Raw genomic sequence first — 26,779 nt, 5'->3', positions numbered from 1 at the left:
AATGTAACACGTTCTAATTTGGTGGCCGTGGCCTTGAATATTGCCGACCTTGCAGAGCACGCCATCGACGCTGTGCCCGACCGTGTCGCCCTGATCTGCGGCGACGAGAAGCTGACCTATGCCCAGCTAGAGGAGAAGGCCAACCGCCTGGCTCACTACCTGCTGGAACAGGGGGTGAAAAGGGACGACAAGGTCGGCCTGTACTGCCGCAACCGCATCGAGATCGTCATCGCGATGCTCGGCATCGTCAAGGCCGGCGCCATCCTGGTGAACATCAACTACCGCTACGTCGAGGGCGAGCTGCGCTACCTGTTCGAGAACTCCGACATGGTCGCGCTGGTGCACGAGCGCCAGTACTCCGACCGGGTGGCCAACGTGCTGCCCGACACCCCCGACGTCAAGACGATCCTGGTCGTCGAGGACGGCAGCGACAACGACTTCGGCCGTTACGGCGGCGTCGAGTTCTACGCCGCGATCGCGCAGAGCTCGCCCGAGCGCGACTTCGGCCCGCGCAGCGCCGACGACATCTACCTGCTCTACACCGGCGGTACCACCGGCTTCCCGAAGGGCGTGATGTGGCGCCACGAGGACATCTACCGGGTGCTCTTCGGCGGAACCGACTTCGCCACAGGCGAATTCGTCAAGGACGAGTACGACCTGGCCAAGGCCGCCGCGGAGAACCCGCCGATGGTCCGCCACCCGATTCCGCCGATGATCCACGGCGCCACCCAGTCGGCCACCTGGATGTCGATCTTTTCGGGCCAAACCACGGTTCTGGCACCGGAATTCAACGCCGACGAGGTCTGGCGCACGATCCACGATCACAAGGTGAACCTGCTGTTCTTCACCGGCGACGCGATGGCCCGGCCGCTGCTGGACGCGCTGCTGGCCCACCAGGACAAGGGCAACGAATACGACCTGTCGTCGCTGTTCCTGCTCGCCTCCACCGCGGCGCTGTTCTCGCCGAGCATCAAGGAGAAGTTCCTCGAGCTGCTGCCCAACCGGGTGATCACCGACTCCATCGGATCGTCGGAAACCGGATTCGGCGGCACCAGCATCGTCGCCAAGGACGCGCCGCACGCCGGTGGCCCGCGCGTGACGATCGACCACCGCACCGTCGTCCTCGACGAGGAGGGCAACGAGGTCAAGCCCGGCTCCGGTGTGCGCGGCTTCATCGCGAAGAAGGGCAACATCCCGGTCGGCTACTACAAGGATGAGAAGAAGACCGCCGAGACCTTCAAGACGTTCAACGGCGTGCGCTATGCCATCCCCGGTGACTTCGCCGAGGTCGAGGCCGACGGCACCGTCACGATGCTGGGCCGCGGCTCGGTGTCGATCAACAGCGGCGGCGAGAAGATCTACCCCGAGGAGGTCGAGGCCGCGCTCAAGGGCCACCCCGACGTCTTCGACGCCCTGGTGGTCGGCGTGCCCGACCCCCGGTACGGCCAGCACGTCGCCGCCGTCGTGCAGCCCCGGCCGGGCGCCCGGCCCGCGCTGTCGGAGCTGGACAGCTTCGTGCGCTCCGAGATCGCGGGCTACAAGGTGCCGCGCAGCCTGTGGCTGGTCGACGAGGTCAAGCGCTCGCCCGCGGGTAAGCCCGACTACCGCTGGGCCAAGGAGCAGACCGAGGCCCGCCCGGCCGACGACGTGCACGCCGCTCACGCCACTGCGTGACCGATTTCGTCAAACGTAATCCGGCCGCACCGGCCGGCTTCTTCGCGGCCGAAGCCGCAGGGCTGCAATGGCTTTCGGCCGTCGAGGGCGGCGTGCCGTGCGCGCGGGTCGTGTCGTTCGACGACGCCGGCCTGACCCTGCGGCGGCTGGAATCGGTGAGCCCGACTCCCGTGGCCGCGCGCGAGTTCGGCGGCCGGCTGGCCGTCACGCACGATGCCGGCGCCGCGGCGTTCGGCGCTGGTCCGGACGGGTGGGACGGCCCGGGCTTCTTCGGCCCGCTGTCGCAGCCCCTGCCGATGTCGCTGCGACCGCACCGCGATTGGGGCGCGTTCTACGCCGAGGAACGGCTGGCCCCGATGGCCGAACTCGCGGCCCCGCGCCTCGACGCCGCGACCCGCGAGGCCGTCGACTCCGTGGCGGGGCGTTGCCGCGCGGGCGACTTCGACGACGGCGACCGGCCGGCCCGCCTGCACGGCGACCTGTGGGGCGGCAACGTGATGTGGACGCGTGACGGCGTGGTGTTGATCGACCCGGCCGCGCATGCCGGTCATCGTGAATCCGATCTGGCGATGCTCGCCTTGTTCGGCTGCCCGCATTACGACGAGATCATCACGGGCTACCAGGAAGTGCGGCCGCTGCGGCCCGGCTGGCGCCACCGCATCGGGCTGCACCAGCTTTATCCGCTGCTGGCGCACGTGGTGCTGTTCGGCGGTGGGCACGCCCAGCGGACGCTTGCCTGCGCCCGCGCGGCGCTGACCATCTGACCTCGGTCCGCGGCGGGCCCCGGTCTAGAGTCGAATCGCATGACGATCGATGTTTGGATGCAGCATCCGACCGCGCGGTTCCTGCGTAGCGAAATGCTGGCATCCCTGCGGCGGTGGACGGGCGGGACGATCCCCGACGCCGACATCCCCATCGAGACGACCCTGGCGTCGATGGACGCCGCCGGCGTCGAATTAGGCGTGCTCAGCGCCTGGCGCGGCCCGGGCGGCGAGGACCTCGTCTCCAACGACGAGGTGGCGAAATGGATTGCCGAGCACCCGAACCGGCTCGCCGGCCTGGCCACCGTCGACCTGGACCGCCCGATGGAAGCGGTCCGGGAGTTGCGGCGGCGGATAGCCGACGGGGGATTCGTGGGCCTGCGGGTGGTGCCGTGGTTGTGGAACGCCCCGCCCACCGACCGTCGCTACTACCCGCTGTTCGCCCAGTGCGTGGAATCCGGGGTGCCGTTCTGCACCCAGGTCGGCCACACCGGCCCCCTGCGCCCGTCGGAGACCGGCCGGCCGATTCCCTACATCGACCAGGTGGCGCTGGACTTCCCGGAGCTGGTGATCGTCTGCGGCCACGTCGGCTACCCGTGGACCGAGGAGATGGTCGCGGTGGCCCGCAAGCACGAAAACGTCTACATCGACACCTCGGCGTACACGATCAAGCGGTTGCCGGACGAACTCGTCCGGTTTATGAAGACCGGCACCGGGCAGCGAAAAGTGTTGTTCGGCACCAATTATCCGATGATCACCCACGAGCACGCGTTGGCGGGACTGGACGAACTCGGGCTGTCCGATGAGGCTCGCCGAGACTTCCTGCGCGGCAACGCCGAACGACTTTTCCGACTGGAGGCAAAAAAGTGAACGGTGCCCAGGCCCTGATCAACACCCTGGTCGACGGTGGCGTCGACGTGTGTTTCGCCAACCCGGGCACGTCGGAAATGCACTTCGTTGCCGCGCTGGACGCCGTGCCGCGGATGCGCGGCGTGCTGGCATTGTTCGAGGGGGTCGCCACCGGCGCGGCCGACGGTTATGCGCGCATCGCCGATCGCCCGGCCGCGGTCCTGCTGCACCTGGGCCCCGGACTGGGCAACGGCCTGGCCAACCTGCACAACGCCCGTCGCGCCCGGGTGCCGATGGTGGTGGTGGTCGGCGACCACGCCACCTATCACAAAAAGTACGACGCCCCACTGGAATCCGACATCGACGCGCTTGCCGGCAGTGTCTCGGGATGGGTGCGCCGAACCAGTGACGCCTCCCAGGTCTCGGCCGACGCCGTCGAGGGCATCGCGGCCAGCCGGTGGGGTTCGCAGATCTCGACGCTGATCCTGCCCGCCGACGTGTCCTGGTCCGACGGCGCGCAGCTGTTCTCCAACCTGGAGGCGCAGCCGACGGGCGCCGATCCGTTGCTGGCGCCCGAGGTGCTCGAGGTGCTTCGCTCCGGCGAGCCGACGGTGATCATGGTGGGCGGTGACGCCACCCGCCGCGCCGGGCTGGCGGCGGCCACCCGCATCGCGGCGGCCACGGGTGCCCGCGTGCTGTGCGAGACCTTCCCGACCCGCCTGGAGCGCGGCGCCGGCGTCCCCGCGGTCGACCGGCTGGCCTATTTCGCCGAAGCCGCGACGGCACAGCTGGACGGCGCCAAGCATCTGGTGCTGGCCGGCGCCAAGTCGCCGGTGTCGTTCTTCGCCTATCCGGGCATGCCCAGCGATCTGGTACCGGCCGGCTGCGAGGTGCACGTGCTCGCCGAATACAGCGGGGCGGCAGACGCTTTGATCGCCGTGGCCGATCAGCTGGCACCCGACATCGAAGCACCGGTGGCGCCCGCGTCGCGTCCCCGGCTGGCGGCGGGTCCGCTGACCTCCGCGTCGGCCGCCGACGTGATCGGGGCGCTGTTGCCCGAAGGCGCGATCGTGGTCGACGAGTCGAACACCTCCGGTGTGTTGCTTGCGGGGGCGACCGCCGGCGCGCCGGCGCACGACTGGCTGACCCTGACCGGCGGGGCGATCGGTTACGGCATGCCGGCCGCGGTGGGCGCCGCGGTAGCCGCCCCGCACCGTCCGGTGCTGTGCCTGGAATCCGATGGCTCGGCGATGTACACGATTTCGGGATTGTGGACCCAGGCCCGCGAGAACCTCAACGTCACCACCGTGCTGTACAACAACAGCGCCTACGACATCCTCCGGATTGAGCTGCAACGCGTCGGCGCCGGGTCCGCGCCCGGGCCCGAGGCGCTGGCGCTGCTCGATTTATCAGACCCCACAATGGATTTCGTGAAGATCAGCGAGGGTATGGGAGTGCCGGCGCGGCGCGTCACCACCGCCGAGGAATTGGCCGACGCGCTGCGCGCCGCCTTCGCCGAACCCGGGCCGCACCTGATCGACGCCGTGGTGCCGTCAATAGCGGGCTAGGGTCGGCAGCCGGCTCAGCAGCCAGTCCGTCATCGTATTGACCACTTCGACGCCCGTTTCGAACGTGCCGTCGTCCGCGTCCGCCGCCAGCGCCACGCCCCATTGGCCGGACGGCGTCGAAACGATGCCGAACTGGCGGACCAGGTAGCCGCCGTGCACGCCCGGGCCCCAACCACCCTTCGCGGCATGGCCTTTGGCGGCCAAGCCCCACTGGTCGGCGGCGACCAGCCGTTGCATCAGGTCGATCACTTCCACGGCATCGGGGATGGTCGACAGCTCCGCGGCGAACCGCGCCTGGCGCTGCAGGCTCCACTGGGTTTGGCCGAAAGCGGTGAAGCCGCGGCGAAGTCGCCGCGATTCGACCACCGTCGCGGTGTCACCGCCTTCGGCCACCACGCCCTGGACCCGCCGGGCCGCGTCCATCGGCTCGCCCAATTGCGACCACAACTGTTCGGAGGCGCGGTTATCGGATTCGGTGATGGCCTTGACGACCAGCTCGCGCGAGCCCAGCCAATCGTTGCGCAGCGCCGCGATCGCCAGAGGCACCTTGATGGTCGACCATGCCACGCCCGACCACCAGCTGCCCAGCGAAAACGTCCGGTCCGGTCGGGCGATCGCGACGCCGACGTTCGCCGGCGCCGCGGCGGAGAGCTGTTCGAAGCTGGCTTCCAGCGCGAGTTCGAGTGGCCGTGCGGTCATGTCTCCTTGTCCTACCGGCATTTTCATTGCGGCCCCGCACTCATCTGCGGTGTGCGGGGCGAAATCGTCAGCCCGCCGGCGGCGGGGGTGGCTGGGGTGGCTCCGCCGCGGTGAAACCGGCACCCAGCGACCCGATCACGATGGAGCCGGCGATCTCTTCGCGGATTTTCATCAACCGCTGAGTTTACTGCCAGCAGCACGTATCAGGCGGCAACGCCCGCCCTCGGGTGGCTCTAACGCTGGATCTTCCACACCGGATCGCCGCAGTCGACGCCTTGGGCGGCCAGCTGTCGCTTCAGCACTTTGAACGTCACCGTCCGCGGAAGTTCGGCGCTGACCCGTACGTACGACGGCCACTGTTTGGGTCCCAGGTCCGGCTGCTCGGCCAGGAAGGCGCGGAACTTCTCGTCGTCGAACTCGGTGCCCGGCGCCAGCACCACCGCGGCCATCACCTGGTCGCCGACGATGGCGTCCGGCACCGGATACACCGCGACCTCGGCGATATCGGGGTGGCGCAGCAGGACCCGTTCGATCGGGGCCGCACCGAGGTTTTCGCCGTCGACCCGCATCCAATCGCCCAGTCGCCCAGCGAAGTACGCGTAGCCGGCGTCGTCGCGGTAGGCCAGATCACCGCTGTGGTACACCCCGCCGGCCATCCGCTCCGCCTCGGCCGCCTCGTCGTTGTAGTAACCCTCGAACCGGCCCGGCCCCGCAGTGTTGACCAGTTCGCCGACCACGCCCGGCGGGCATGACGCGCCGGTGTCGGGATCGATGATGTCGATGCCGTCGGGAAGCGGGCCCAGTGAACCCGCCGGCGTATCGGGCGTGCGCGCGATGGCCACGCCGCCTTCGGTGGAGCCGAACCCGTCCTGCACGACGCACCCGAACCTGCGTCCGAAGCGCTCGATGTCCTCGGGCACGCCCTCGTTGCCGTAGACCGCGCGCAGCGGGTTGTCCGCATCGTCGGGCCGCTCGGGCGTGGCGAGCACATACGACAGCGGCTTGCCCACGTAATTCGCGTAGGTGGCGCCGTAGCGACGCACGTCGACGATGAAGTTCGAAGCGGAGAACTTGCGCCGCAAGGCCATCGAGCCCTCGCAGGCCGCCGCCACCGCCCAGCCGACCAGCACCGCGTTGGAATGAAACAAGGGCATCGAGACGTAGCAGACGTCGTCTCGGCCGAGGTCGAAGCGCCGTGACATCGTCACGCCCGCGATCGCGACCTTGCCGTGGCTGCACTTGACCGCCTTGGGCTCACCGCTGGTGCCCGACGTGAAGATCAACATGAACAGGTCGGCCGGCAAGGCGTTCTGGAAGGAGAGCCGCGCGTCGCTATGCGCGGCGATCTCCTCGGCCCACTCGGGCGAGTCGGCGTTCAGGTGCTCGATGTCGCCCAGCGTCTCAGCCGACTTCGAGTCGGCCAGCACCAATTGGCAATCGGCCCGTGCGATGTCGCGTTGCAGCGCCGCACCGCGGCGCACCGGGTTGAGCCCCACCGGCACGATCCCCGACATGCCCGCCGCCGCCAGCATCGCCGAGAAGAACGGAGTGTTCTCCAGCAGCACGCCCACATGCGGCGGCCGGCCCGGGTCCAACCGCGCCCGCAACGCCGCGGCGATGGCGGCACCGTGCTGCAGGTGATCGCGCCAGCTGGTGAAGGAGTCCTCGAAGTAGATACCCCGATCGTCGATCTCGGTCAGCGGCGCCAGCAGCTTGGTGACCGTCAGGTCATCGGTGAGTTCCATTGCGCCTAAGCGGGCGTCTCGGCCAGCTCCCGGCCGATCCGGCGCAGCTGCCCGGTGGCGCCGCCCAGCGCGAACTCGGTCTCCTTCGCGGCCAGGAAGTAGCGGTGCGCGGGGTGGTCGGTGTCGACGCCGACGCCGCCGTGCACATGCACGATGGTGTGCGCCACCCGGTGACCGGCGTCCGCCGCCCAGAACGCCGCACTGGCGACGTCGATTTCGGCCGGAATGTCCTCCGAGACCCGCCAGCCCGCCTGGGTGAGCGTGAGCCGCAGCCCCTTGACGTCGATGTACCCGTCGGCCAGCCGCTGCGACACCGCCTGGAAGCTGCCGATCGGGCGGTCGAATTGCTCACGCTCGCGCGCGTATTCGGCCGTCATCTGCAGACCCCGCTCGAGCACCCCGAGCTGGAAAGCGCTGCGGCCCAACGTGCCCAGCGTGCCGAGCCACGTCACGACCTCGGCGCCGCCGACCTTGCGCCCGGCGTCCACCTCGGTCCCATCCAGGGCCAGGTGCCCTACGCTGCCCAGGCCGGTGGTTTCCAGCGCGGTCACCGTGACGCCGGGGTCATCGGCGGCGACCAGGAAAACCGCAGTGCCGGAATCCGTTTCGGCGGGCACCAGGAACGCGTCGGCGACCGGGCCGAAGCCGACCTGGGTGCGGGTTCCGGTCAGCCGGTAACCGCCGCCGGCGCCGACCGCCTGCACGGGACCGTCGCCCATCTCGGCGTCGAGGGCGACGGTCAGCGTCTTATCGCCGTTGACCGCGGGCACGCCCCAGTTTTGTTGCAGCTCTTCGGAGCCGAAGCGGGCCAGCGCCCCGGCGCCCAGCACCACCGACTCCAGGTAGGGCACCGCGGCCAGCTGGTGTCCCAGCGCCACCAGGATCGCGATCTGCTCGAGCGCGCCGAAGCCGTCGCCGCCCAGCGACGAAGCCGAGGCGCTGGACAGGATGCCGGCGTCGATCAGCTTGCGCCACAGGTCGCGGTCGAACCGCTGATCGAGCCCGTCGAGCTCGCGCTGGTGTTCGGGGGTGCATACCGAGTCCACGATGGTGTCGACCAGGTTCCCGAGGTCATTCGCCGCTTCGGTGGTGGTGAAATCCATGAACGTCCGTCCTTCTATTCCGTAGCGGCTCAGCGGTTCCGGGGCAGGCCGAGCGCGACCATTCCGATGATGTCGCGCTGCACTTCGTTGGTGCCGCCGCCGAACGTCAGGATCAGGCAGGCCCGGTGCATCCGTTCGACCCGGCCGCGCAGCAACGAGCCCGGCGAATTCTGGCGCACCGTCGCGGCGGTACCCAGCACCTCCATCAGCAGCCGGTAGGCTTCGGTGGCCAGCTCGGTGCCGTACACCTTGGCCGCCGACGCGTCGGCCGGCGACAACGCTTCGTTCGCCGCCGAGGCAAGTTCCCAGTTGATCAGCTTGAGCACTTCGGCCTTGGCGTGCACGCGGGCCAGGTTGATCTGCACCCATTCCGAGTCGATCAGCCGGGCGCCGCCGGCGTCCTTGGTGTTCTGCGCCCATTCGCGAACCTCGCGCAGGGCCAGGAAGATCGGTTGCGGCGAGACCAGCGCGACCCGCTCGTGGTTGAGCTGGTTGGTCACCAGTTTCCAACCGCCGTTCTCCTCGCCGACCAGGTTGGTCACCGGGACACGCACATCGGAGTAGTAGGTGGCGCTGGTGTCCACGCCCGCCATGGTGTGCACCGGCGTCCAGGAGAAACCCTCGGCGGTGGTCGGCACCGTCAGCATCGAAATGCCGCGGTGCTTCTTGGCCTCGGGGTTGGTGCGCACCGCCAGCCACACCCAGTCCGCGTAGGCGATCAGGCTGGTCCACATCTTCTGGCCGTTGATGACGTAGTCGTCGCCGTCGCGCACCGCCGTGGTGCGTAGGTTGGCCAGGTCGGTGCCGGCGCCGGGCTCGGAGTAGCCGATGGAGAAGTGCAGTTCACCGGCGGCGATCTTGGGCAGGAAGTACTTCTTCTGTTCCTCGGTGCCGAACGCCATGATCGTCGGCGCCACGCTGTTGATGGTCAGGAACGGGACCGGCACGCCGGCGATGGCGGCCTCGTCGGTGAAGATCAGCGAGTCCATCGGGGAGCGGTCCTGGCCCCCGTACTCCTTGGGCCAGTTCAGGGTGAGCCATCCGTCCTTGCCCATCTGCGCGACGGTGTCGCGGTAGGCGGTGCCGGTGCCGACCTCGCCGCCCCCTGAAGAGGTCAGCGCCTCCCGGCGCTCGGGGGTCATCAGGTCGGTGAAGTACGACCGCAGCTCGCGACGCAGCTCCTCTTGTTCCGGGGTGTAACTGATACGCATTTCGGCCGTCCTTGAGGTTTACGACGTTCGGAGTAACAAGCCTCGTCACAGGCTGCAGCTCGACCAACGGCTACCCGTTCGCCTCCCCGGTTGTAACACGTTCTAGTCTGGGAATCCAGCGACCGTTTCGCCAGAGGTGTCGGGGCCCTATGGTGGACCTACATACTGATGAGGCGAGTCCTGCGGTGAAGGCCAGGTTCAAGGAGGGTGCTGTGCGGGTGATCGTGGACCGTGACCGGTGTGAAGGTAACGCGGTGTGCTTGGGAATTGCGCCAGATATCTTCGACCTGGACGACGAGGACTATGCCGTGGTGAAGCTCGACCCGATCCCGGCCGATCAGGAGCAACTCGCCGAACAGGCGATCGCCGAATGCCCGCGCGCGGCACTTCAGCGCGGCGACTAATTCGAGCCCAGCGCGCGTAACCCGAAACTAGAGGTATTCATAAATTGACTAGCAGCACGAACGCGACCGATCTCTCCGGAAAGGTCGCGGTGGTGACCGGTGCGGCCGCGGGCCTGGGACGCGCCGAGGCGCTGGGCCTGGCACGGCAGGGCGCAACCGTCGTCGTCAACGACATCGCCGCGGCGCTGGACGCCTCCGACGTCATCGACGAGATCAACTCCGTCGGGTCGAAGGCCGTCGCGGTGGCCGGCGACATCAGCGAACGCGCCACCGCCGATGAACTGGTTGCTCAGGCCGACTCGCTGGGTGGGCTCGACATTGTGGTCAACAACGCCGGGATCACCCGCGACCGCATGCTGTTCAACATGTCCGACGAGGAGTGGGATCTCGTCATCGCCGTGCACCTGCGCGGTCACTTCCTGCTGACCCGCAACGCGGCGACCTACTGGCGCGCCAAGGCCAAGGACGCCGGCGGCCAGGTGTTCGGGCGCATCGTCAACACCGCGTCGGAGGCGGGCCTGGTCGGTCCGGTTGGGCAGGCCAACTACGGCGCCGCCAAGGCGGGCATCATCTCGCTCACCCTCACGGCCGCACGGGCGCTCGGCCGCTACGGGGTGTGTGCCAACGCCATCTGCCCCCGCGCGCGCACCGCGATGACCGCCGACGTGTTCGGCGACGCACCCGAGGTGGAGGCGGGCGGCGTCGACCCGTTGTCGCCCGAGCATGTGGTCAGTCTGGTGAAGTTCCTGTCGTCTCCGGCGGCCGCCGAGGTGAACGGTCAGGTGTTCATCGTCTACGGTCCACAGGTGACATTGGTCGCCGCGCCGACCGTGGAGCGGAAATTCAGCGCCGACGGCGTCGCTTGGGACCCCGCTCAGCTGAGTTCGACGCTGCAGGATTACTTTGCTGGCCGTGATCCTGAGCACAATTTCTCGGCTGGCGGGCTGATGGAGCAATAGCCATAAAAGGCTGGTCGATTGGGGGGAATCGCCAGGTAGAACGTGTGTCAGTTTGACACGTGACAAGTGCTTCTGACCTGGCGAATTAACGGTTTGGATAAAGAAGTACTGTTCATTGACATGGTGAACTTGTTCTGAGTTAATATGATCCGGCTCACACCGAGCCACGTGCGACCGTAGACGACGCAAAGGCCACGCATAGACTTCGCCGAGACCAAACCGAGGGGGGAACCGCGTTGAGGGAACAACTTGCGGTTCCCGCCCGCGCCGTCGGCGGATTTTTCGAAATGATGATGGATACCGGCCGGGCAGCGTTTCGCCGGCCGTTTCAATTCGGTGAGTTTCTCGACCAGACGTGGATGATCGCGCGCGTGTCGTTGGTCCCCACGCTGTTGGTGTCCATCCCGTTCACCGTCCTGGTGGCCTTCACCCTCAACATTCTGCTGCGCGAGATCGGCGCCGCCGACCTGTCCGGCGCCGGGACGGCGTTCGGCACCATCACCCAGCTGGGGCCGGTGGTGACGGTGCTCGTCGTGGCGGGCGCCGGTGCCACCGCGATCTGCGCCGATCTCGGCGCCCGCACCATCCGCGAAGAGATCGACGCGATGCGGGTGCTCGGCATCGACCCGATCCAGCGCCTGGTCGTGCCCCGCGTGCTGGCCTCCACGGTGGTGGCGTTGCTGCTCAATGGATTGGTATGCGCCATCGGCCTTTCCGGTGGCTATGTGTTCTCCGTCTTTTTGCAGGGCGTCAACCCCGGCGCTTTCATCAACGGGTTGACGGTGCTTACCGGCCTGCGCGAGCTGGTGCTGGCCGAGGTCAAGGCGCTGCTGTTCGGCGTGATGGCCGGTATGGTGGGCTGCTACCGCGGCCTCACCGTCAAGGGTGGGCCCAAGGGCGTCGGCAACGCGGTCAACGAAACCGTGGTCTACGCCTTCATCTGTCTGTTCGTGATCAACGTGGTGATGACCGCCATCGGCGTGCGGATCTCGGCGAAGTGATGGGACGGGTGCGCACGCCATGAGTTACGACGCCACACTGCGGTTCCGCCGTATCTTCACCCGGCTGCAAGAGCCCGTTGACGACTTCGGCGAGCAGGCGTTGTTCTACGGGCAGACCATGCGCTACGTCCCCAATGCGCTTACCCGATACCGCAAGGAGACCGTCCGGCTGATCGCCGAGATGACGATGGGCGCGGGCGCGCTCGTCATGATCGGCGGCACCGTCGGTGTGGCGGCCTTTTTGACCCTGGCCTCCGGCGGAGTCATTGCCGTGCAGGGTTATTCGTCGCTGGGCAACATCGGCATCGAGGCGCTGACCGGATTCCTGTCGGCATTCCTGAATGTCCGGGTCGTCGCGCCGGTGATCGCCGGCATCGCGCTGGCCGCCACCATCGGTGCCGGCGCCACCGCCCAATTGGGCGCCATGCGGGTGTCCGAGGAGATCGACGCCGTCGAATGCATGGCGGTGCACTCGGTGTCCTACCTGGTCTCGACCCGCCTGATCGCCGGTCTCATCGCCATCATCCCGCTGTACTCGCTGTCGGTGCTGGCCGCGTTCTTCGCCGCGCGTTTCACCACGGTGTACATCAACGGGCAGTCAAAGGGCCTCTACGACCACTACTTCAACACGTTCCTCATTCCGTCGGACCTGTTGTGGTCGTTCCTGCAGGCGATCGTGATGTCGATCGCGGTGATGCTCGTCCATACCTATTACGGCTACAACGCCCACGGCGGTCCGGTCGGCGTCGGGATCGCGGTCGGTCAGGCCGTGCGGACTTCGCTGATCGTCGTGGTCGTCATCACATTGTTCATCTCGCTCGCTGTGTATGGGGCGTCCGGTAACTTCAACCTCTCCGGATAAGAGGACCGCTTAACAGGGACATGGCAGAAACAGACGCGCGACGCACAACCGTCCGGGTGGCAGCAGCAGTGCTTGCCAGCCTGATGGTGGCTTTCGCTGTGCTGACCTACCTTTCCTACACGGCGGCCTTCGCGTCGATCGACAACGTCACGGTGTCGGCGCCCCGGGCCGGGCTGGTGATGGAGAAGGGCGCCAAGGTCAAGTACCGGGGTATTCAGATCGGCAAGGTCGAAACCATCGACTACTCCGGTGACCAGGCGCGGCTGACGCTGGGTATCAACAGCGACGACATGCACTTCATCCCGTCCAACGCGACGGTGCACATCGCGGGCAACACCATCTTCGGTGCCAAGGCGGTGGAATTCATTCCGCCGCAGGCTCCCTCGCCGACGTCGCTGCGTCCGGACGCGCACGTGGCGGCCTCCTCGGTGCAGCTGGAAGTCAACACCTTGTTCCAGTCGTTGATGGACCTGCTGCACAAGATCGATCCCGTCGAACTCAACGGCACGTTGAGCGCGTTCGCCGAGGGCCTCCGTGGCCACGGCGACGACCTGGGCGGCATCCTGACCGGTCTGAATACGCTGACGCAGCAGGCGAACCCGAAGCTGCCGGCGTTACAGGAGGACTTCCGCAAGACGGCGGTGGTAGCCAACACCTACGCCGACGCCGCGCCGGACCTGACCACCGTGATCGACAACCTGCCGACAATCAACAAGACGGTGGTGGATCAGCAGAAGAATCTCAACGACACGCTGCTGGCCACGATCGGCCTGTCGAACAACGCGTATGACACTCTGGCTCCGGCCGAACAGGACTTCATCGATGCGATCAACCGGCTCCGGGCACCGCTCAAGGTGGCCGCCGAGTACTCGCCGGAATTCGGCTGCCTGTTCGCCGGAATCGACCGGGGCCTGAAGGAATTCGGACCGATCCTCGGCGTGAAGAAAGCCGGCCTGTTCACGTCGTCGAGCTTCGTGCTGGGTGCGCCGTCGTATACGTATCCGGAATCGTTGCCGATCGTGAATGCCTCCGGCGGCCCGAACTGCCGTGGCCTGCCCGACATCCCGAACAAGCAACACGGTGGGTCGTGGTACCGGGCGCCGTTCCTGGTGACGGACAACGCCAACATCCCGTACGAGCCGTTCACCGAGCTGCAGTTCGACGCGCCCTCTACGTTGCAGTTCTTGTTCCACGGCGCGTTCGCGGAACGGGACGACTTCTGATGCCGGACAGTTCGGGAATGCCGTCGCACCGCGAGATGATGATCAAGGTCAGCATCTTCGCGGTGGCCATGCTGTTGGTGTCGGCGGGCCTGGTGGTGGTCTTCGGTGACTTCCGGTTCGGTCCCGAAAGTACTTATCACGCAACGTTTACCGACGTGTCGCGGCTGAAGTCCGGCCAGAAGGTGCGCATCGCGGGGGTGCCGGTCGGCGCGGTGTCGGGCATCAAGCTCAACCCCGATAACACCATCGACGTCAAGTTCGGGGTCGACAAGCGTTACACGCTGTATTCGTCCACGCGCGCGGTGATCCGCTACGAAAACCTGGTCGGCGACCGGTTCCTGGAGATCACGTCGGGGCCCGGGGAGCTGCGCAAGCTGCCGGCCGGCGCGACGATCAACAGCCAGCACACCCAGCCCGCACTGGATCTCGACGCGCTGTTGGGTGGACTGCGACCGGTGCTCAAAGGCCTTGACGCCGACAAGGTCAACACGATCAGCAGCGCAGTCATCCAGTTGCTGCAGGGCCAGGGCGGGGCGTTGTCCGACGTGCTGGCCGACACCAGCGCGTTCTCCTCGGCGCTGGGCCAGCGCGACCAGTTGATCGGCGACGTGATCAACAACCTCAACACGGTCCTGACCACCGTGGACCAGCGCAGCGCACAGTTCTCGGCCAGCGTCGACCAGCTGCAGCAGCTGATCACCGGGCTGGCCCAGCACAAGGACGACATCGCCGGCGCCATCCCACCCCTGGCCTCGACCACCACGGATCTGACTGAGCTGCTGAAGAATTCGCGTCGCCCGCTGCAGGGCATCCTGGAGAACACCCGCCCGCTGGCCACCGAGATAGACAACCGCAAGGCCGAGGTGAACAACGACGTCGAGCAGCTGGGCGAGGACTACCTGCGGCTGTCCGCTCTCGGCGCCTACGGGTCGTTCTTCAACATCTACTTCTGCTCCGTCACGATCAAGATCAACGGCCCGGCCGGCAGCGACATCCTGCTGCCGCTCGGTGGCCAGGTGGATCCCAGCAAGGGGAGGTGCGCTTTTGCCAAGTAACGCAAGGCGTGAGCGCGATCCACTGCGCACCGGCATTTTCGGCGTGGTGCTGGTGGTGTGTGTCGTGCTCATCGCGTTCGGCTACTCCGGATTACCGTTCTGGCCTCAAGGAAAGATCTACGACGCCTACTTCACCGACGCGGGCGGCATCAATCCCGGTAACGCCGTTTACGTTTCGGGCTTCAAGGTCGGTAAGGTGACCTCGGTCGGCCTGGCCGGCGACAGCGCCAAGATCAGCTTCAGCGTCGACCGCCACGTCGCGGTCGGCGACCAGTCGCTGGCCGCGATTCGCACCGACACCATCCTCGGTGAGCGCTCCATCTCGGTGACCCCGGCCGGCGGCGGCAAGGCGACCACCATCCCGCTCAGCCGGACGACGACGCCGTACACGCTCGCCGGTGCGCTCGAGGACCTGGGACAGAACGCCAACAACCTGGACAAGCCGCAGTTCGAGAAGGCGCTGAACGTGCTGACCGACACGCTGCATGACGCCAACCCGCAGCTGCGCGGCGCGCTGGACGGCGTGACGTCGCTGTCGCGCACCCTGGACCGCCGGGACGAGGCGCTGCAAAGCCTGCTGGCGCACGCGAAGTCGGTCACCGGCGTGCTGTCCCAGCGCGCCGAGCAGGTCAACAAACTGGTCGATGACGGCAACGAATTGTTCGCCGCCCTCGACGAACGGCGCGGCGCCCTGGCCCAGCTGATCTCGGGGATCCAGGATCTCTCCACACAGATCTCCGGCTTCGTCGCCGACAACCGCAAGGAATTCGGTCCCGCGCTGGGCAAGCTCAACGACGTGCTGTCCAACCTCAACGAGCGCCGCGACTACATCACCGAGGCCCTCAAGCGGCTGCCCACCTACGCCACCGAGCTGGGTGAGGTCGTCGGTTCGGGTCCCGGATTCAACGTCAACGTCTACGGCGTGATCCCGGCGCCGTTGGTTGCCACGATGTTCGACTTCTTCTACCAGCCCGGCAAGATGCCTGCCAGCCTCGCCGACTACCTGCGCGGCCTGATTCAGGAACGCTGGACGATCAGGCCGAAGGCGCCATGACGCAGCGGATCCTCGGCAGCAGGGCGCTGCGCTACGCCACCATCATCGCGCTCGTCGCGGTGTTGGTGGGTGGCGTGTATGTGCTGTCGTCGCAAGCGAATAACCGCAAGATCGTCGGCTACTTCACCTCCGCCGTCGGCCTGTACCCCGGTGACCAGGTGCGCATCCTCGGTGTCCCGGTCGGCACCATCGACACGATCGAGCCGCGGCCGTCCGACGTCAAGATCACCATGTCGGTCTCCAAGGACGTGAAGGTTCCAAAGGACGCCAAGGCGATCATCATGTCCCCAAACCTGGTGGCGGCCCGGTTCATTCAGCTGACGCCCGCGTACACCAGCGGCCCGGAGATGGCCGACGGCGCCAGCATCGGACTGGGCCGCACCGCGGTCCCGGTGGAATGGGACGAGGTCAAGGAGTCGCTGACCCAGCTGGCCGTCCAGCTCGGCCCGACCGCCGGATCCATGCAGGGTCCATTGGGCGCGGCGATCAACCAGGCCGCGGATACCTTCGACGGCAAGGGCCAGTCGTTCCACAACGCATTGCGTGAGCTCTCGCAAGCCGCTGGGCGCCTTGGGGATTCGCGCAGCGACATCTTCGGCACGGTGAAAAACCTGCAGGTACTGGTCAACGCCCTCTCGTCCAGCAACGAGCAGATCGTCCAGTTCGCCGGCAACGTCGCCTCGGTTTCGCAGGTGCTCGCCGACAGCTCGCGCCACCTCGACACCACCCTGGGCACCCTCAACAAGGCGCTGTCGGACATCCGGGGTTTCCTGCACGAGAACAACTCGACGATCGTCGATACGGTCAACAACCTCAACGACTTTGCGAAGACGCTCAGCGATCAGAGCGACAACATCGAGCAGGTGTTGCACGTGGCAGGCCCGGGTATCGCCAACTTCTACAACATTTATGACCCCGCGCAGGGCACGCTCAACGGTCTGCTGTCGATACCGGAATTCGCCAACCCCGTGCAGTTCATCTGCGGTGGCTCCTTCGAAACCGCCGCCGGGCCCAGGGCACCCGACTACTTCAAGCGCGCCGAACTCTGCCGCGAGCGGCTGGGCCCGGTGCTGCGCCGGCTCACCGTGAACTACCCGCCGCTGATGTTCCACCCGCTCAACACGATCACGGCGTACAAGGGCCAGATCATCTACGACACTCCGGAAACCCAGGCCAAGTCGGCGACCCCGGTGCCACAGTTGACCTGGATCCCAGCCAAGGGCACCCAGACGCCGCCGGCCGCGCAGAACCCGGCAGACCTGCAGGCCCTGCTGGTCCCCACGGCTCCGCAGGCCGCTCCCGGGCCGGGCCAACCGGCACCGGCGGGTGCCGCTCCCGCGCCCGGCCCTGGCCCCACCCCTGGAAACGCGTTCGGTCCGCTGCCGGGTCCGGCTCCGGGCCAGGCGCCCAGCGGGCCGGCCGCCGACTTGGGCGGTGGCGGATGAACCGAATGTGGTTGCGTGCAGGCGGATTGGCGACGGGCAGCGTGTTGCTGGCCGGCTGCCAGTTCAGCGGGCTGAACTCCCTGGCGATGCCGGGCACCGCCGGCCACGGCAGCGGCGCCTATTCGATCACCGTCGAGCTGCCCGACGTCGCGACCCTGCCGCAGAACTCTCCGGTCATGGTGGACGACGTCACCGTCGGCAGCGTCGCCGGCATCTCGGCCGAACAGCGGGCCGACGGATCGTTCTATGCCGCAGTCAAATTGGCGCTCGACAAAAACGTGGTGCTGCCCGCCAACTCGACCGCGACGGTCGCCCAGACGTCGCTGCTCGGTTCGATGCACATCGACCTGGCGCGTCCGAAGGACAAACCGGCCGTCGGCAAGTTGAAGGACGGGTCGAAGATCGCGGAGGCCAACACCGGCCGTTATCCGACCACCGAGGAGGTGCTCTCGGCGCTGGGCGTCGTGGTGAACAAGGGCAATGTCGGTGCGCTGGAAGAGATCACCGACGAGACCTACCGGGCCGTCGCGGGGCGCCAGGACCAGTTCGTCGATCTTGTCCCCAGGCTGGCGGAATTGACCTCGGGGCTGAACCGTCAGGTCAACGACATCATCGATGCGGTCGACGGATTGAACCGGTTCTCGGCGAACCTGGCGCACGACAAGGACAACCTTGGCCGAGCGCTGGACACGTTGCCCGAGGCGATTCGCGTGCTCAACAAAAACCGCGATCACATCGTCGAGGCCTTCGGTGCACTGCACAAGCTGGCGAACGTCACCTCGAACATCCTGGCAAAGACCAAGGTGGACTTCGCCGCCGACATGAAGGACCTGTATTCGGTCGTGAAGGCGCTGAACGACAACCGGAAAAACCTGGTCACTTCGTTGCAGATCTTGCTGACTTTCCCGTTCCCCAACTACGGCATCAAGCAGGCCGTGCGTGGCGACTACCTCAACGTGTTCACCACCTTCGACCTCACAGTGCGTCGGCTCGGTGAAACGTTCTTCACCACGGCGTATTTCGACCCGAACATGGCCCACATGAACGAAATCCTCAATCCGCCCGACTTCTTGACCGGCGAACTGGCCAACCTGTCCGGACAGGCGGCCGATCCGTTCAAGATTCCGCCCGGCACGGCTTCGGGGCATTAGGGGGCGGGCGCAGATGCACGACAGACTGACCAAGATCCAGCTGGCGATCTTCGCGGTGATCACCGTCATCACGCTGACCGTGATGGCGATCTTCTACCTGCGGCTGCCCGCGACGTTCGGTATCGGAACCTACGGCGTGAGCGCCGATTTCGTTGCCGGTGGCGGCCTGTATAAAAATGCCAACGTCACCTACCGCGGCGTGGCGGTCGGCCGGGTCGAGTCGGTGGGCCTGAGCCCCAACGGCGTCATCGCCGACATGCGGCTGAACAGCGGCACCGCCATCCCGTCCAACGTCACCGCGACCGTCAAGAGTGTGTCGGCGGTCGGCGAGCAATACATCGACCTGGTGCCCCCCAGCTCACCGGCAACGAGCAAGCTGGTCAACGGTTCTCGTATCGCGCGCCAGAACACCCGGATCGGCCAAGACGTCGCCGACCTGTTGAAGCGCTCGGAAACGTTGGTCAACAGCCTGGGCGACACCCGGCTGCGCGAGCTGCTGCACGAGACGTTCATCGCGGCCAACGGTTCCGGTCCCGAGATGGCCAGGCTGTACGAGTCAGCCCGGCTGCTGGTGGACGAGGCCAACGCCAACTATCCGCAGGTCTCGCAATTGATCGATCAGGCCGGCCCGTTCCTGCAGGCCCAGATCCGCGCCGGCGGCGACATCAAGTCGCTGTCCGACGGGCTGGCGCGGTTCACCTCCGAGGTGCGCCAGGCGGACCCGCAGCTTCGTGACACGCTGGCGACGGCGCCGGGCGCCACCGACGAGGCCAGCACCGCGTTCTCCGGCATCCGCCCCTCGTTCCCGGCGCTGGCGGCCAGCCTGGCCAACCTTGGCCGGGTGGGCGTGATCTATCACAAGTCGATCGAGCAGCTGCTGGTCGTCCTGCCGGCGCTGTTCGCCGCCATTATCACGATGGCCGGCGGCCCGCCTATCGACGAAGGCGGCAAGCTGGACTTCAAGCTCGACCTCAACGACCCGCCGCCCTGCGCCGTCGGCTTCCTGCCGCCGCCGTTGATGCGCACCCCGGCCGACGAGACGGTGCGCGAGCTGCCGAAGGACATGTACTGCAAGACCGCGCAAAACGATCCGAGCACCGTGCGCGGCGCGCGCAACTACCCATGCCAGGAGTTCCCCGGCAAGCGCGCCCCGACGATCCAGCTGTGCCGCGACCCGAAGGGCTACGTGCCGGTCGGCCGAAACCCGTGGCGCGGACCGCCGGTGCCGTACGACACCCCGATGACCAACGGGTTGAACGTGTTGCCGCCCAACAAGTTTCCATACATCCCGCCGGGCGCCGAACCGGATCCGGGCACACCCATCGTCGGGCCGCCGCCTCCGGGCGTGGAGCCGGGGCCGGGGCCGTTGCCGAACAAGCAGCCGGCCTTCGACCCGCCGCCGCCCAATGACAACGGGCCGCCACCGCCGTTCACGTCGTGGCAGCCGCCCGGGGTGCCGCCGGTGCCGCCGCAGCTCCCGTACCCGAAGTGGCTGCCCCCGCCGGCACCGCCGTTGGGCATTAACCCGCCGCCGGCGGGCCCGGGCCCGGAGAAGCCGTGGGGTCCGCCGCCCGGCGGCCAGCCGCAGGCCAGCGGGCCGCCGGCCTATGCGACCTACGACCAGAAGACCGGCGCGTTTGTCGATCCGGCCGGTGGCACTGGTATCTTCGCGGCCGGCGCCACCGGTACCTCCGGCGCCGAGAACTGGGTGGACCTCATGCTTGATCCAAGGCCGATGTAATGGACCCTGCCGTGGCAGACGAACCAAAGACCACGCCGCGGGTTCGTCGACGCGCTTCGCGCGCGGCGGGCCCGGCCAGGGGCGAGCCGGCGCCGGACGTCACGGTCCGCGCCGAGGTCGCGGCCGCGCCCAAGCCGTCGGCGAAACCCGTCAAGGCCCTCAAATCCATCAAGCCGCCACCACGACGGCAGCCGCACCGCGCTTTGGTCGCGTGGATTTCGTTCGCCGCTGCGCTGTTGGCGGTCGGCGCGCTGGCCGGTGGTGTGGCGGTGCTGCTTGTCCAGCAGCGTCACGCCACCGCGGCGCAGGCGCGCGATCAGCGTTTCGTCGACACCGCGACGCAGACGGTCGTCAACATGTTCAGCTACAAGCAGGACAACATCGACGAGAGCGTGAACCGCTTCATCAACGGCACCAGTGGCCCGCTGCGCGGGATGCTCGGCGCGAACAACAATGCCGAAAATCTCAAGGCACTGTTCCGCTCCACCAATGCCACATCCGAGGCCGTTGTCAACGGCGCCGCGTTGGAAGGCGTTGACGCCGTTACCGATAACGCCTCGGTGCTGGTTTCGGTGCGCGTCACCGTCGCCGACATCGACGGCGTCAACAAGCCGTCCATGCCGTATCGCCTGCGCGTCATCGTGCACGAAGACGAGGCCGGGAAGATGAGTGGCTACGACCTGAAATATCCCGACGGGGGCAATTGATGCGATGGCGGCGTTGGCTGCTTCTCGTCGCGGGTTGCCTCGTGGCGGTGGCGTTCGTCGGGCTGTCCGCGGTGGCGGGCTGGATGTACTGGGACCGGGTGCAGACGCGCGGCGAGCAGGAGGCGCGTGCGGTGCTGCCCGGGAAGGCGGCCAAGGAAATCCCCGAGGTCTTCGCGTACGACTACCAAACCGTCGAGCGCAGCCTGTCGGCGGCGTATCCGTTGCTGACCCCCGACTACCGCGCCGAGTTTCAGAAGAGCGCGAACAACCAGATCATCCCCGAGGCCAAGAAGCGCGAAGTTGTCGTGCAGGCCAATGTCGTTGGCGTGGGGGTGATGTCGGCCAAGCGGGAATCGGCGTCGGTGATGGTCTTCATGAACCGGACCGTGACCGACAAGTCACGCCAGCCGCTGTATGACGGCAGCCGGTTGCGGGTCGACTTCAAGAAGGTCGGCAAGCAGTGGCTGATCGCCTACATCACGCCGATCTAAGCTCCCCGGCCGACGTTCAGTAGCACATCGCAATGCCGTTGCAGTACAACGGGTAACGCTGCACCGGGCTGGGCGGCGGCCCGATCATCGACAGCGAGAACGGTTGCTTCTTCATCTCCGGCTGCATGCCGCACACGGGTCCGTGCAGCGTGGTGTGGGTACCGCTCATCGTCTCGTCGCTGAACGCGAAGGTTTCGGTGGACGGTGCGGTGCCGCCGCCCGGACAGGACACGCCATTGTCCTTGGTGACTTGGAAAGTCCAGAGCATGCTGGACATCCGGGCACGGCCGCTGAAGTTCTGCAACTTGTCCGCGGCGCTGATCCGCTCATCGGTAAAGCTGACGACGTTGAGCGCACACCCCATCGCGAACACGATCGGGTCGGAGTAGTCATTCATGTTCCGGGTTCCGGACGGCTGATCGCATATCGCCGTGATGGTCCAGGTCACCCCGGACACGCCCGCCTCGTTGAACGAATAGTTACCGTCGGCCGGTGGCCCGAGCGCCTTGGCCGGTTGACCGGACTGCAGCGCGATTCCCACCGCGACGGCCGTGCAGATGCCGGCACCCGCGGCCATCCCGTGACGGAGCTTCATCTGATACTCCTCCCTCGCCTGCGACGCTGAACCTGAGTATCACAGCGTTCGGGCGGCAACACCATGGGGTCCTGCCCACGCGAGTTAATCGGCATCACCGGATCGGGCTTCGGCGAGCGCATCGAGGAACGACCTCGCCCAGCGGTCGACGTCGTGCGCCAGGACCTGGCGGCGCAGCGACCGCATCCGGCGCCGTCCGTCGTCGGTGGATTGGTTCAGGGCGGCCTCGATGGTGTCCTTGACGCCTTCGAGGTCGTGCGGGTTGACCAGGTACGCCTGCCGGAGTTCGGCGGCGGCGCCGGTGAATTCGGACAGGACCAGCGCGCCGCCGAGGTCGCTGCGGCAGGCGACATACTCCTTGGCGACCAGGTTCATCCCGTCGCGCAGCGGCGTGACCAGCATGACGTCGGCGGCGACGAAGAACGCGATCAGTTCGTCGCGGGGGACCGGGCGGTGCAGGTAGTGCACCACCGGATGCCCGACTTCGCCGTACTCGCCGTTGATGTGGCCGACCTGGCGTTCAATGTCGTTGCGCAGCTGCTGATAACTGTCCACCCGTTCGCGGCTGGGTGTGGCCAGCTGGACCAGCACCGTGTCGTCGCGCTTGACCCGGCCCTCCGCGAGCAGCTCCGAAAAGGCTTTCAGCCGAACGTCGATGCCCTTGGTGTAGTCCAGCCGGTCGACGCCGAGCAGCACCCTGCGGGGGTTGCCCAGTTCGGCCCGGATCTCGCGGGCACGGCGCTTGATGTCGCGGTGCCGGGCCGCCTGGTCCAGCGAGCTGGAGTCGATGGAGATGGGAAAGGCGCCGACCCGGACCACCCGGGACTCGAGCTCGACCTCGCCGTACCGCGACCGCACTCCCACCGCCCCGCGCGAGGTGTTGGCGCCGATCAGCCGCCGGGCAAGGAACAGGAAGTTCTGTGCGCCGCCGGCGAGATGGAAGCCGACCAGGTCGGCCCCGAGCAGGCCCTCGACGATCTCGGTTCGCCACGGCATCTGCATGAACAGCTCGACGGGCGGGAAAGGAATGTGCAGGAAGAAGCCGATGGTCAGGTCGGGCCGCAATTCGCGCAGCATCTTCGGGACCAGCTGCAGCTGGTAGTCCTGCACCCAGACCGTCGCGCCTTGTGCCGCGGCGCGGGAGGTGGCCTCGGCGAAGCGGCGATTGACGGCGACGTAGCGCTCCCACCATTCGCGATGGTAGATCGGCTTGACGATGACGTCGTGATACAGGGGCCACAGCGTGGCGTTCGAGAAACCCTCGTAGTACTCGGCGACATCGTCGGCGCTCAGCTTGACCGGCCGAAGCTCCAGGTCCTCCTGAACGATGGGCTCGTCATCATGGTCGCTGTCCTCGGCGACGATCCCGGGCCAGCCGACCCACGCCCCGCGCTGGCGGCGCAGCAGCGGCTCGAGCGCCGTGACCAGCCCGCCCGGGCTGCGCTTCCAGGCGGTGGTGCCGTCGGGGAGGCGCTCCTGATCCACCGGCAACCGGTTGGCGACCACGACGAAGTCGGAATTGCCGAATCCGGCCGTTTTCGAGCCTCGCCCGCCCCCGGGAGACATTTACGCGTCGAGTTTCGCCGGCCCGATACCCAGCATGGACAGAAACACCCGGCACTCGTCCGCGTCGTTGGCGTACGCCGCGACGACCCGCCTGGCCTGGCTCGCAGTGTCGTCGGCCACCGGCTCGACGTCGCCGATTTCGCCAGGGTCAGATTTTGTAGGCATGACTTAACTGTAGGCGACGCCGCCGACCGGTCGCAGGCCGTCTCACCAGCTAACGGGCTCTGGCCGCATTTATGGCTGGTTTGCAGGGCCTCGCCGCGCAGCTCGCGAAGACACGATCGAGCGCCGCCGCGGTGATGCAGGATAAGCGGGTGATCGATCAGGACGCCGGAAACGATGTGGTGTTCGAGTTCGTCGACGTTGTCGTGGAACGGCAGGGAGTGCGCGCGCTGGACGGGCTGACCGCCGCCATTCCGGGGCACGGTGTGACGGCGGTGTTCGGCCCGTCGGGCTCGGGCAAATCGACCCTGCTTCGGCTGTGCAACCGGCTGGAGCTGCCGACGAGCGGACGGGTGTCCTTCTACGGGTCGGACATCACCGGGCTCGACCCGCTGAGGCTGCGACGCCGGGTGGGCATGTGCTTTCAGCGGCCGACGCCATTTCCCGGCACGGTCGCCGACAACCTGCGGGCCGCCGATCCCGACGCGTCCGACGCGCGGATACGCGAAACGCTGGCCCGCGTGGCGCTGACCGGGTCGTGGTTGGACCGCGACGTGGCCGCCCTCTCGGGTGGCGAGGCACAACGCGTGTGCCTGGCCCGCACCCTGATGGCGCAACCGCAGGTGCTGCTGCTGGACGAACCGACCTCCGCCGTCGACACCGGGGCGGCCGAAGTCATCGAGCGCGCGGTGCGCGACCTGGCCGCCGACGGAACCCCCGCCCTATGGGTCACCCACAACTCGGCGCAGGTGGAAAGGGCGGCCGACCGGGTCCTGCGCCTGGAGTCCGGCCGCAGCCTGGGCCTGGGGCCGGTCGCCTCGAAGCCCGGCGACGGTTCGGTGGCGTGATGAACGGTCAAGTCGGCTGGGTGGGCCTGGCGACGTCGCTGATCTTGGTGGCGTTCGCGGCCGGGATCTCGCTGTGGCGGCGGCTGGGTCTGGAGCGCCAGCTGCTGTGGGCCGCGGCCCGCGCGCTGGCGCAGCTGCTGTTGGTGGGCGGCGCGCTGACGCTGCTGTTCGAGCCGGGCCGGTCGCTGTGGTGGTCATGGGCGTGGGTCGCGGCAATGGTGGCCTACGCGGGGGATGTCGCCCGGCGCAGGGCACCGGAGGTGCCGCGGTTTGCGCCGTTGGCCGTGGCCGCGTTCACCGGTGCGGCGGCGGTGACGCTGGGGGTGATCTTCGGCCTGCGGGTGTTCCCGCTGCAGGGGCGCACGCTGGTGCCGGTCGCCGGGATGATGATCGGCAACTCGATGACCGCCATGGTGCTGGTGGCTCGGCGGTTGGTCGACGAGCTGCGCGACAAGCGCGACGAGGTCGAGGCCCGCCTCGCCCTGGGGCAACCGTCGAGGCAGGCCGCGGCGCCGTACCTGCGAATCGCCTTGCGCTCGGCCATATCACCGCAGATCGAAACGACCAAGGCCACCGGCCTGGTGTTCCTGCCGGGCGCCATGACCGGCCTCATCCTCGCCGGGGTGCCGCCGCTGCAGGCCGTGCTGGTGCAGGCCGTGGTGATGTTCTTGATCCTGGGTTCGGTCGCGGCCACCACCGTGGTCGTCGCGATGGGCATCGCCCGGCTGGTGTTCACCCGCGACCATCGGCTGCTGCCGCTGGGCCGGCGGCCCGCGACCGCCGGGTGAGAATGCAGGCCCGGCGGCCGATCACCCCAGCGCGTGTGCGGTTACACACTGGCCGTAATCTGTAAACAAGGCCAATTCAACGACGAACGAGGTGGGCGGAATGACAGTCTCCGAGCAAGCCGACACCGGGGCGGCCGATGCCAACTCCCCGGAGCTGGTGGCCTACGAGACGCTCGACGAGGGCCGCATCGCCCGGATCTGGCTGAACCGGCCCGACGCCCACAACGCGCAGAGTCGGCTCCTGCTGGTCCAGCTCGACGAGGCGTTCGGCCGGGCCGAGGCCGACGACACGGTTCGAGTGGTGATCCTGGCGGCGCGCGGCAGGAACTTCTCCGCCGGCCATGATTTAGGTTCCGAGCAGGCCCTGGCCGAGCGCGCGCCGGGGCCGGGGCAGCACCCGAGCTTCCGTTCGCGCGGGGCGACGCTCGAGCCGATCATGGAGAAGCTGTACCACCAGGAGTGGCACTATTTCTTCGAAAACACTTGCCGCTGGCGCGATCTGCGCAAAATCACCATCGCCCAGGTGCAGGGCAACGCGATCTCGGCCGGCTTGATGTTGATCTGGGCGTGCGACCTGATCGTCGCGGCCGACAACGCCAAGTTCAGCGACGTCGTCGCCGTCCGGCTGGGCATGCCCGGTGTCGAATACTACGCTCACCCTTGGGAATTCGGACCACGCAAGGCCAAAGAGCTGCTGTTGACCGGTGATTCGATCGACGCGGACGAGGCCCACCGGCTCGGCATGGTGTCCAAGGTTTTCGCTGTCGACGAATTAGAGGAAAAGACACTCGAATTCGCGCGACGCATCGCCGAGCGGCCGACGATGGCGTCGCTGCTCATCAAGGATTCGGTCAACGCCGCCTCCGACGCGATGGGGTACACCGAGGCGCTGCGGCACGCGTTCCACGTGCACCTGCTGGGGCATGCCCACTGGGCGGCGTTCAACGAAAACCGGTGGCCGGTTGGCCAGCCCCCGCACGTCGAGGATTGGCGCGACGCGAAGCCGACCAAGCTGGCGCGCCGCGACACGCCGTAGCGCCGCGCGGCAGAGGCCTAACGAGACCGGGGGTAGCGATATTCACCCCGAGGGGACATGCTTCTATAGCTAGAACTTGTT

Annotated in this window: 26 protein-coding genes; 19 read left to right on the top strand and 7 right to left on the bottom strand. The window is 67.3% G+C overall.

Annotated elements, in window-relative coordinates:
* Positions 1-21: 21 nt before the first annotated feature.
* From ACYQ8K_RS02155 to ACYQ8K_RS02140, 4 genes are read left to right on the top strand one after another with little or no spacing between them, the layout of a single operon-like run.
* A complete protein-coding gene (locus ACYQ8K_RS02155) occupies positions 22-1,674 on the top strand; it encodes an acyl-CoA synthetase (RefSeq protein WP_459966739.1) in 1,653 nt (550 codons plus the stop codon).
* Positions 1,671-2,438 carry a fructosamine kinase family protein gene (locus ACYQ8K_RS02150; protein ID WP_459966737.1) on the top strand — a complete coding sequence of 256 codons (768 nt, stop codon included), beginning with the start codon at positions 1,671-1,673 and terminating at the stop codon, positions 2,436-2,438. The genes ACYQ8K_RS02155 and ACYQ8K_RS02150 overlap by 4 nt, the downstream gene beginning before the upstream one ends.
* Positions 2,439-2,477: 39 nt before the next feature.
* A complete protein-coding gene (locus ACYQ8K_RS02145; RefSeq protein WP_459966736.1) occupies positions 2,478-3,305 on the top strand; it encodes an amidohydrolase family protein in 828 nt (275 codons plus the stop codon).
* Positions 3,302-4,852, top strand: coding sequence for an acetolactate synthase large subunit (locus ACYQ8K_RS02140; RefSeq protein WP_459966735.1), 1,551 nt, complete (start codon positions 3,302-3,304; stop codon positions 4,850-4,852). The genes ACYQ8K_RS02145 and ACYQ8K_RS02140 overlap by 4 nt, the downstream gene beginning before the upstream one ends.
* On the opposite strand, the gene ACYQ8K_RS02135 is transcribed toward ACYQ8K_RS02140, so the two are convergent.
* The 4 genes from ACYQ8K_RS02135 to ACYQ8K_RS02120 all read right to left on the bottom strand — a co-directional run bounded on the left by ACYQ8K_RS02135 (position 4,838) and on the right by ACYQ8K_RS02120 (position 9,610).
* Positions 4,838-5,551: a hypothetical protein gene (locus ACYQ8K_RS02135; RefSeq protein WP_459966733.1), complete on the bottom strand. Its 714-nt coding sequence runs from the start codon at positions 5,549-5,551 to the stop codon at positions 4,838-4,840. The two genes, ACYQ8K_RS02140 and ACYQ8K_RS02135, sit on opposite strands and share 15 nt — an antisense overlap.
* Positions 5,552-5,784: 233 nt before the next feature.
* Positions 5,785-7,296 carry a long-chain-fatty-acid--CoA ligase FadD17 gene (fadD17, locus tag ACYQ8K_RS02130; RefSeq protein WP_459966732.1) on the bottom strand — a complete coding sequence of 504 codons (1,512 nt, stop codon included), beginning with the start codon at positions 7,294-7,296 and terminating at the stop codon, positions 5,785-5,787.
* 5 nt (positions 7,297-7,301) lie between these two features.
* Entirely contained in the window at positions 7,302-8,399 is a 1,098-nt protein-coding gene (locus tag ACYQ8K_RS02125) for an acyl-CoA dehydrogenase family protein (RefSeq protein WP_459966730.1), read from the bottom strand.
* A 29-nt stretch (positions 8,400-8,428) separates the two neighbouring features.
* Positions 8,429-9,610 carry an acyl-CoA dehydrogenase gene (locus tag ACYQ8K_RS02120; protein ID WP_459966729.1) on the bottom strand — a complete coding sequence of 394 codons (1,182 nt, stop codon included), beginning with the start codon at positions 9,608-9,610 and terminating at the stop codon, positions 8,429-8,431.
* A gap of 212 nt (positions 9,611-9,822) precedes the next feature.
* Here ACYQ8K_RS02120 and ACYQ8K_RS02115 point away from each other — a divergent pair, with 212 nt between their 5' ends.
* From ACYQ8K_RS02115 to ACYQ8K_RS02060, 12 genes are all read left to right on the top strand, one after another.
* The gene (locus ACYQ8K_RS02115) at positions 9,823-10,014 is read left to right on the top strand and encodes a ferredoxin (protein WP_007772497.1); all 192 of its coding nucleotides are present in this window, start codon (positions 9,823-9,825) and stop codon (positions 10,012-10,014) included.
* 44 nt (positions 10,015-10,058) lie between these two features.
* Entirely contained in the window at positions 10,059-10,973 is a 915-nt protein-coding gene (locus tag ACYQ8K_RS02110) for a 3-oxoacyl-ACP reductase (protein ID WP_459966728.1), read from the top strand.
* A 236-nt stretch (positions 10,974-11,209) separates the two neighbouring features.
* Positions 11,210-11,974, top strand: a complete 765-nt coding sequence (locus tag ACYQ8K_RS02105) for an MlaE family ABC transporter permease (protein WP_014379050.1) — start codon at positions 11,210-11,212, stop codon at positions 11,972-11,974.
* Positions 11,975-11,993: 19 nt separating this feature from the next.
* Complete coding sequence (locus tag ACYQ8K_RS02100; protein ID WP_007772500.1) at positions 11,994-12,836, top strand: MlaE family ABC transporter permease; 843 nt, start codon at positions 11,994-11,996, stop codon at positions 12,834-12,836.
* 20 nt (positions 12,837-12,856) lie between these two features.
* Positions 12,857-14,059 carry a virulence factor Mce family protein gene (locus ACYQ8K_RS02095; RefSeq protein ID WP_459966727.1) on the top strand — a complete coding sequence of 401 codons (1,203 nt, stop codon included), beginning with the start codon at positions 12,857-12,859 and terminating at the stop codon, positions 14,057-14,059.
* Positions 14,059-15,114: a virulence factor Mce family protein gene (locus ACYQ8K_RS02090; RefSeq protein WP_459966726.1), complete on the top strand. Its 1,056-nt coding sequence runs from the start codon at positions 14,059-14,061 to the stop codon at positions 15,112-15,114. Before ACYQ8K_RS02095 ends, ACYQ8K_RS02090 begins: the two co-directional genes overlap by 1 nt.
* Positions 15,104-16,168 (top strand): virulence factor Mce family protein, encoded by a 1,065-nt coding sequence (locus ACYQ8K_RS02085; RefSeq protein ID WP_459966725.1) that lies wholly within the window; start codon positions 15,104-15,106, stop codon positions 16,166-16,168. The genes ACYQ8K_RS02090 and ACYQ8K_RS02085 overlap by 11 nt, the downstream gene beginning before the upstream one ends.
* On the top strand, positions 16,165-17,613 hold the full coding sequence (locus ACYQ8K_RS02080; protein WP_459966724.1) for a virulence factor Mce family protein: 1,449 nt from the start codon (positions 16,165-16,167) through the stop codon (positions 17,611-17,613). Before ACYQ8K_RS02085 ends, ACYQ8K_RS02080 begins: the two co-directional genes overlap by 4 nt.
* Complete coding sequence (locus tag ACYQ8K_RS02075; RefSeq protein ID WP_459966723.1) at positions 17,610-18,764, top strand: virulence factor Mce family protein; 1,155 nt, start codon at positions 17,610-17,612, stop codon at positions 18,762-18,764. The genes ACYQ8K_RS02080 and ACYQ8K_RS02075 overlap by 4 nt, the downstream gene beginning before the upstream one ends.
* A 13-nt stretch (positions 18,765-18,777) precedes the next feature.
* Entirely contained in the window at positions 18,778-20,505 is a 1,728-nt protein-coding gene (locus ACYQ8K_RS02070) for a virulence factor Mce family protein (protein WP_459966722.1), read from the top strand.
* A complete protein-coding gene (locus ACYQ8K_RS02065; protein WP_459966721.1) occupies positions 20,505-21,212 on the top strand; it encodes a mammalian cell entry protein in 708 nt (235 codons plus the stop codon). The genes ACYQ8K_RS02070 and ACYQ8K_RS02065 overlap by 1 nt, the downstream gene beginning before the upstream one ends.
* On the top strand, positions 21,212-21,703 hold the full coding sequence (locus ACYQ8K_RS02060) for a mammalian cell entry protein (protein WP_459966720.1): 492 nt from the start codon (positions 21,212-21,214) through the stop codon (positions 21,701-21,703). Before ACYQ8K_RS02065 ends, ACYQ8K_RS02060 begins: the two co-directional genes overlap by 1 nt.
* A gap of 16 nt (positions 21,704-21,719) precedes the next feature.
* On the opposite strand, the gene ACYQ8K_RS02055 is transcribed toward ACYQ8K_RS02060, so the two are convergent.
* The 3 genes from ACYQ8K_RS02055 to ACYQ8K_RS02045 all read right to left on the bottom strand — a co-directional run bounded on the left by ACYQ8K_RS02055 (position 21,720) and on the right by ACYQ8K_RS02045 (position 24,029).
* Positions 21,720-22,298, bottom strand: a complete 579-nt coding sequence (locus ACYQ8K_RS02055; RefSeq protein WP_459966719.1) for a hypothetical protein — start codon at positions 22,296-22,298, stop codon at positions 21,720-21,722.
* Positions 22,299-22,382: 84 nt separating this feature from the next.
* Entirely contained in the window at positions 22,383-23,864 is a 1,482-nt protein-coding gene (locus ACYQ8K_RS02050; RefSeq protein ID WP_459966718.1) for an alpha,alpha-trehalose-phosphate synthase (UDP-forming), read from the bottom strand.
* Positions 23,865-24,029, bottom strand: a complete 165-nt coding sequence (locus tag ACYQ8K_RS02045) for a hypothetical protein (RefSeq protein ID WP_007772513.1) — start codon at positions 24,027-24,029, stop codon at positions 23,865-23,867.
* Positions 24,030-24,109: 80 nt separating this feature from the next.
* Here ACYQ8K_RS02045 and ACYQ8K_RS02040 point away from each other — a divergent pair, with 80 nt between their 5' ends.
* From ACYQ8K_RS02040 to ACYQ8K_RS02030, 3 genes are all read left to right on the top strand, one after another.
* On the top strand, positions 24,110-24,874 hold the full coding sequence (locus tag ACYQ8K_RS02040; RefSeq protein WP_459966828.1) for an ABC transporter ATP-binding protein: 765 nt from the start codon (positions 24,110-24,112) through the stop codon (positions 24,872-24,874).
* Positions 24,874-25,662 carry an ABC transporter permease gene (locus ACYQ8K_RS02035; protein ID WP_459966717.1) on the top strand — a complete coding sequence of 263 codons (789 nt, stop codon included), beginning with the start codon at positions 24,874-24,876 and terminating at the stop codon, positions 25,660-25,662. The genes ACYQ8K_RS02040 and ACYQ8K_RS02035 overlap by 1 nt, the downstream gene beginning before the upstream one ends.
* A 100-nt stretch (positions 25,663-25,762) precedes the next feature.
* Entirely contained in the window at positions 25,763-26,698 is a 936-nt protein-coding gene (locus tag ACYQ8K_RS02030; protein ID WP_459966716.1) for an enoyl-CoA hydratase, read from the top strand.
* The last annotated feature ends 81 nt before the right edge of the window (positions 26,699-26,779 follow it).

The organism is Mycobacterium sp. MUNTM1 (assembly GCF_054660795.1).
This window is presented reverse-complemented; position numbering and strand designations above follow the sequence as displayed.

What these genes read in the sequence shown, in the direction of transcription:
- ACYQ8K_RS02055 (WP_459966719.1), bottom strand. Translation starts at nt 22,298, where the DNA reads ATGAAGCTCCGTCACGGGATGGCCGCGGGTGCCGGCATCTGCACGGCC.
- ACYQ8K_RS02070 (WP_459966722.1), top strand. Translation starts at nt 18,778, where the DNA reads ATGCACGACAGACTGACCAAGATCCAGCTGGCGATCTTCGCGGTGATC.
- ACYQ8K_RS02145 (WP_459966736.1), top strand. Translation starts at nt 2,478, where the DNA reads ATGACGATCGATGTTTGGATGCAGCATCCGACCGCGCGGTTCCTGCGT.
- fadD17 (WP_459966732.1), bottom strand. Translation starts at nt 7,296, where the DNA reads ATGGAACTCACCGATGACCTGACGGTCACCAAGCTGCTGGCGCCGCTG.
- ACYQ8K_RS02030 (WP_459966716.1), top strand. Translation starts at nt 25,763, where the DNA reads ATGACAGTCTCCGAGCAAGCCGACACCGGGGCGGCCGATGCCAACTCC.
- ACYQ8K_RS02125 (WP_459966730.1), bottom strand. Translation starts at nt 8,399, where the DNA reads ATGGATTTCACCACCACCGAAGCGGCGAATGACCTCGGGAACCTGGTC.
- ACYQ8K_RS02095 (WP_459966727.1), top strand. Translation starts at nt 12,857, where the DNA reads ATGGCAGAAACAGACGCGCGACGCACAACCGTCCGGGTGGCAGCAGCA.
- ACYQ8K_RS02135 (WP_459966733.1), bottom strand. Translation starts at nt 5,551, where the DNA reads ATGACCGCACGGCCACTCGAACTCGCGCTGGAAGCCAGCTTCGAACAG.
- ACYQ8K_RS02120 (WP_459966729.1), bottom strand. Translation starts at nt 9,610, where the DNA reads ATGCGTATCAGTTACACCCCGGAACAAGAGGAGCTGCGTCGCGAGCTG.
- ACYQ8K_RS02065 (WP_459966721.1), top strand. Translation starts at nt 20,505, where the DNA reads ATGGACCCTGCCGTGGCAGACGAACCAAAGACCACGCCGCGGGTTCGT.
- ACYQ8K_RS02100 (WP_007772500.1), top strand. Translation starts at nt 11,994, where the DNA reads ATGAGTTACGACGCCACACTGCGGTTCCGCCGTATCTTCACCCGGCTG.
- ACYQ8K_RS02075 (WP_459966723.1), top strand. Translation starts at nt 17,610, where the DNA reads ATGAACCGAATGTGGTTGCGTGCAGGCGGATTGGCGACGGGCAGCGTG.
- ACYQ8K_RS02090 (WP_459966726.1), top strand. Translation starts at nt 14,059, where the DNA reads ATGCCGGACAGTTCGGGAATGCCGTCGCACCGCGAGATGATGATCAAG.
- ACYQ8K_RS02060 (WP_459966720.1), top strand. Translation starts at nt 21,212, where the DNA reads ATGCGATGGCGGCGTTGGCTGCTTCTCGTCGCGGGTTGCCTCGTGGCG.
- ACYQ8K_RS02050 (WP_459966718.1), bottom strand. Translation starts at nt 23,864, where the DNA reads ATGTCTCCCGGGGGCGGGCGAGGCTCGAAAACGGCCGGATTCGGCAAT.
- ACYQ8K_RS02080 (WP_459966724.1), top strand. Translation starts at nt 16,165, where the DNA reads ATGACGCAGCGGATCCTCGGCAGCAGGGCGCTGCGCTACGCCACCATC.
- ACYQ8K_RS02045 (WP_007772513.1), bottom strand. Translation starts at nt 24,029, where the DNA reads ATGCCTACAAAATCTGACCCTGGCGAAATCGGCGACGTCGAGCCGGTG.
- ACYQ8K_RS02035 (WP_459966717.1), top strand. Translation starts at nt 24,874, where the DNA reads ATGAACGGTCAAGTCGGCTGGGTGGGCCTGGCGACGTCGCTGATCTTG.